The sequence below is a fragment of the Enterobacter sp. CM29 genome (assembly GCF_013179605.1).
GTDB lineage: Bacteria > Pseudomonadota > Gammaproteobacteria > Enterobacterales > Enterobacteriaceae > Enterobacter > Enterobacter intestinihominis.
Genome location: NZ_JABMCU010000291.1, coordinates 1 through 3,556, shown reverse-complemented (window position 1 = coordinate 3,556; position 3,556 = coordinate 1). Strand labels below are relative to the sequence as shown.

At 55.1% G+C, this 3,556-nt stretch carries 4 protein-coding genes; 1 reads left to right on the top strand and 3 read right to left on the bottom strand.

All coding sequences use genetic code 11. From position 1 onward, the window contains the following. Positions 1-81, top strand: an 81-nt coding sequence (locus HP459_RS23630; RefSeq protein WP_253939671.1) for a hypothetical protein, incomplete at its 5' end; no start/stop codon positions are given. Positions 82-151: 70 nt separating this feature from the next. Here the strand turns inward: HP459_RS23630 and HP459_RS22020 are convergent. The 3 genes from HP459_RS22020 to kduI form a co-directional block, all read right to left on the bottom strand. After that, positions 152-1,567 (bottom strand): sugar porter family MFS transporter, encoded by a 1,416-nt coding sequence (locus HP459_RS22020; RefSeq protein WP_023298523.1) that lies wholly within the window; start codon positions 1,565-1,567, stop codon positions 152-154. 312 nt (positions 1,568-1,879) lie between these two features. Beyond that, positions 1,880-2,641 carry a 2-dehydro-3-deoxy-D-gluconate 5-dehydrogenase KduD gene (gene kduD, locus HP459_RS22015; protein WP_003862835.1) on the bottom strand — a complete coding sequence of 254 codons (762 nt, stop codon included), beginning with the start codon at positions 2,639-2,641 and terminating at the stop codon, positions 1,880-1,882. Between the two features lie 63 nt (positions 2,642-2,704). Beyond that, positions 2,705-3,541, bottom strand: coding sequence for a 5-dehydro-4-deoxy-D-glucuronate isomerase (kduI, locus tag HP459_RS22010; protein WP_023306864.1), 837 nt, complete (start codon positions 3,539-3,541; stop codon positions 2,705-2,707). Between the last annotated feature and the right edge of the window lie 15 nt (positions 3,542-3,556).

Below are 3,556 nucleotides of genomic sequence, written 5' to 3'. Positions count from 1 at the left end.
TACGGGCAGAAAACCGTGGAAGAGACGGCCGCTGACTTCCAGCGTCAGGCGGAGCGTATTTTGAGACGTGCGATGCGGTAAACACTAAGCCGCTTACCCGGCCTACACGGTATCGTAGGCCCGGTAAGCGAAGCACCACCGGGCAATTACATTACACGCCGATATTACGTAGTTTCTCCCCTCTCATCAGCTTGCGTTCAATATGCTCCAGGGTCACGCCCTTGGTTTCGGGGATCAGCCAGAAGGTCACACCGATAAACGCCACGTTCAGCACCGTATAGAGCCAGAAGGTGCCTGCCGCGCCAATCGCATCCAGCAGCGTCAGGAAGGTCGCGCCAATGATCATGTTCGACACCCAGTTGGTGGTGGTGGAACAGGTGATACCAAAGTCGCGGCATTTCAGCGGCTGTATTTCAGAGCACAGGATCCACACTACCGGCGCGGCGCTCATCGCGTAACCGGCGATACACATCATGGTCATGCCCACGGAGAGCCAGGAGAGGCCGCTTGACGCCGTGCCGTTATCGAACTGCATCAGGCAGTAGCCAAGGATTAAGGTGCCGAGCGCCATCACGCTAAAGCCAATTTTCAGGGCGGGTTTACGTCCGGCCTTATCAACGGTGAACACCGCGATAAAGGTGGCGAACATAAAGGTCAGCCCCACCACCAGCGTGGCGATCATCTGCTGTTCGGTGGTGGTAAAACCGGCCATTTTAAAAATGCGCGGGGCGTAATACATAATGATGTTCATCCCCGTAAACTGCTGCATCGCCTGTAACAGCATGCCGAGGAACACCGCGCGGCGCACGTTGCGGTTCGCCTTAAACAGGGACCAGCCGCCCTGCTTCAGCTTCAGGCTTTCGCGGATTTCGTTCAGCTCTTCACGCGCTTTTTCAGACGTGTCGCGCAACATGCGCAGCACCTCTTCCGCCTCCACGTGACGCCCTTTTTGCGCCAGCCAGCGCGGGCTGTTCGGCAGGAAAATGACTAACACAATCAGCAGCAGCGCAGGCAGCGCCAGCACGCCAAGCATTGCCCGCCAGTTGCCGCTGTAGCTGAAGTACGTATCCGACAGAAACGCCAGCACGATACCGAGCGTCACCATCAGCTGATACATACTGATCATCTTCCCGCGCACGTTCTCACTTGCCATTTCAGAGAGATAAAGCGGCGCGGTGTAGGACGCGATACCCACCGCTACGCCAAGCAGCACGCGTGAAAGCAGCAGCACTTCTATGTTTGTCGCAAACGCGGAGCCGATGGAGCCTGCGACGAACAGGATCGCCCCAACCATCAGGCTGTATTTGCGCCCGAGACGGAACGACAGCCAGCCGTTAAACAACGCGCCGATGGCCGCGCCCAGCATCATGCTGCTCACCACCCACTCTTGCAGGCGGTTGCTTAACGTAAAGTGGTCGGTAATAAAGGGCAGTGCGCCAGCGATAACGCCGATATCCAGACCAAACAGTAGACCGGCTACGGCGGCCGCAACAGAAACAAACTGGTTCATGCGTCGGGTATCGCGCAGCGCAGCGGGCATAAGGGTAGAGTCATTTATAGATGTCATAGTTTCCTGCCTCAACAGCGAAATTCGTTAAGTGAAATTACGAGATACCGGAAGAAAGTGTCAGGTCGGAACTGGTGAAGATATGGATTATTTCGCTACGACATACCGTTCTGTGATGGACATTACAATTTCAAATCAGGGTGGTTTAACCTTATTTTTTATTAATTAGTTAATATTTAAGCAATAAATGTGTGATACCCGTCATTTATTCCTTTTTAGTATGGATTTTTCATCTTTAAGGATATGGATAAAGCCAATTTTGGCGCAAAAAAAACCTCCACCCGAGGGCAGAGGTTCTTTATTAAGGCTGAATTAACGTGCCAGCCAGCCGCCGTCAACGGCGACGGTATAGCCGTTAATGTAATCCGAAGCCGGAGAAGCCAGGAACACAACCGGGCCCATCAGATCGCTCGGCAGACCCCAGCGACCCGCTGGAATACGTTCCAGAATTGCCGCGCTGCGCTCTTCATCAGCACGCAGCTGCTGGGTATTGTTGGTGGCCATGTAGCCCGGCGCAATCGCGTTGACGTTGATATTGTGCTGCGCCCACTCGTTCGCCAGCAGACGGGTCACGCCCATCACGGCGCTCTTCGATGCGGTGTAAGACGGTACGCGGATGCCGCCCTGGAAAGAGAGCATGGAGGCAATATTGATGATCTTGCCGCCTTTCCCCTGCGCGATGAAGTGCTTCGCAGCCGCCTGGGACATAAAGAACACGCTCTTGATGTTCAGGTTCATCACGTCGTCCCAGTCCGTTTCGCTGAAGTTAATCGCATCTTCACGGCGAATCAGGCCCGCATTGTTGACCAGAATATCGATATGCCCGAACTCCGCCACCGCGCGATCCAGCAGTTCAGGGATCGCATCGATTTTGCGCAGGTCCGCGGTCAGGCTCAGGAAACGACGGCCCAGCGCGGTGACGCGCTCGATGGTTTCCGTTGGCTCTACGATGTTAATCCCGACGATATCACAGCCCGCTTCCGCCAGACCTAACGCCATACCCTGCCCCAGCCCGGTGTCACACCCGGAAACCACAGCCACTTTACCCTGCAGAGAAAATGCATCCAGAATCATGTTTGTTCCTTAATCGTTCAGCGCCTGTCACCAACAGGCAGATGTGTGCTTAACTGCCTGCGACTAGCGCAGATCCTTAACAGCGACGTGGTCCATGTCATCGAAGACCTGGTTTTCACCGACCATACCCCAGATAAAGGTATAAGCTTTCGTTCCCACGCCAGAGTGGATGGACCAGCTTGGCGAAATGACCGCCTGCTCGTTGTGCATCACGATATGGCGAGTTTCCTGCGGCTGTCCCATCATGTGGAACACGCAGGCATCTTCATCCATGTTGAAGTAGAAATAGACTTCCATGCGGCGCTCGTGGGTATGGCACGGCATGGTGTTCCACAGGTTGCCCGGCGCAAGCTCGGTCAGCCCCATGCTGAGCTGGCAAGTTTCCAGCACATCCGGTACGAAGTATTTATTGATGGTGCGGCGGTTGCTGGTGAGGTTGTCACCAAGGGTCACCGGGGCAACGTCCGCTGGCGTGACTTTTTTGGTTGGGTAAGTCGTATGAGCCGGGGCGCAGTTGTAGTAGAACTTCGCCGGTTTGCAGCCATCGATGCTGGCGAACACCACTTCTTTCGCGCCTTTGCCGACGTACAGCGCGTCACGGTGACCAATTTCGTAGCACTGGCCATCGACGGTTATGGTGCCCGGCCCGCCAATGTTAATCACGCCCAGTTCACGGCGTTCGAGGAAGTAGCTCACGCCCAGCTGTTTGCCCACTTCACCGCCCACGGAGACGGTTTTCGCCACCGGCATAATCCCGCCCACAATAATGCGGTCAATATGGCTGTAGACCATGGTGTACTTGTCGGCTTCGAACACTTGCTCAACTAAAAACTCACTGCGCAGCCCCTGAGTATCCAGCGTTTTTGCGTGCGCACTGTGGATGCTTTGTCTGACGTCCACGTAAACCTCCAGAAT

Coding starts and splice junctions, on each gene's coding strand:
- HP459_RS22020 (WP_023298523.1), bottom strand. CDS start 1,567: ATGACATCTATAAATGACTCTACCCTTATGCCCGCTGCGCTGCGCGAT.
- kduD (WP_003862835.1), bottom strand. CDS start 2,641: ATGATTCTGGATGCATTTTCTCTGCAGGGTAAAGTGGCTGTGGTTTCC.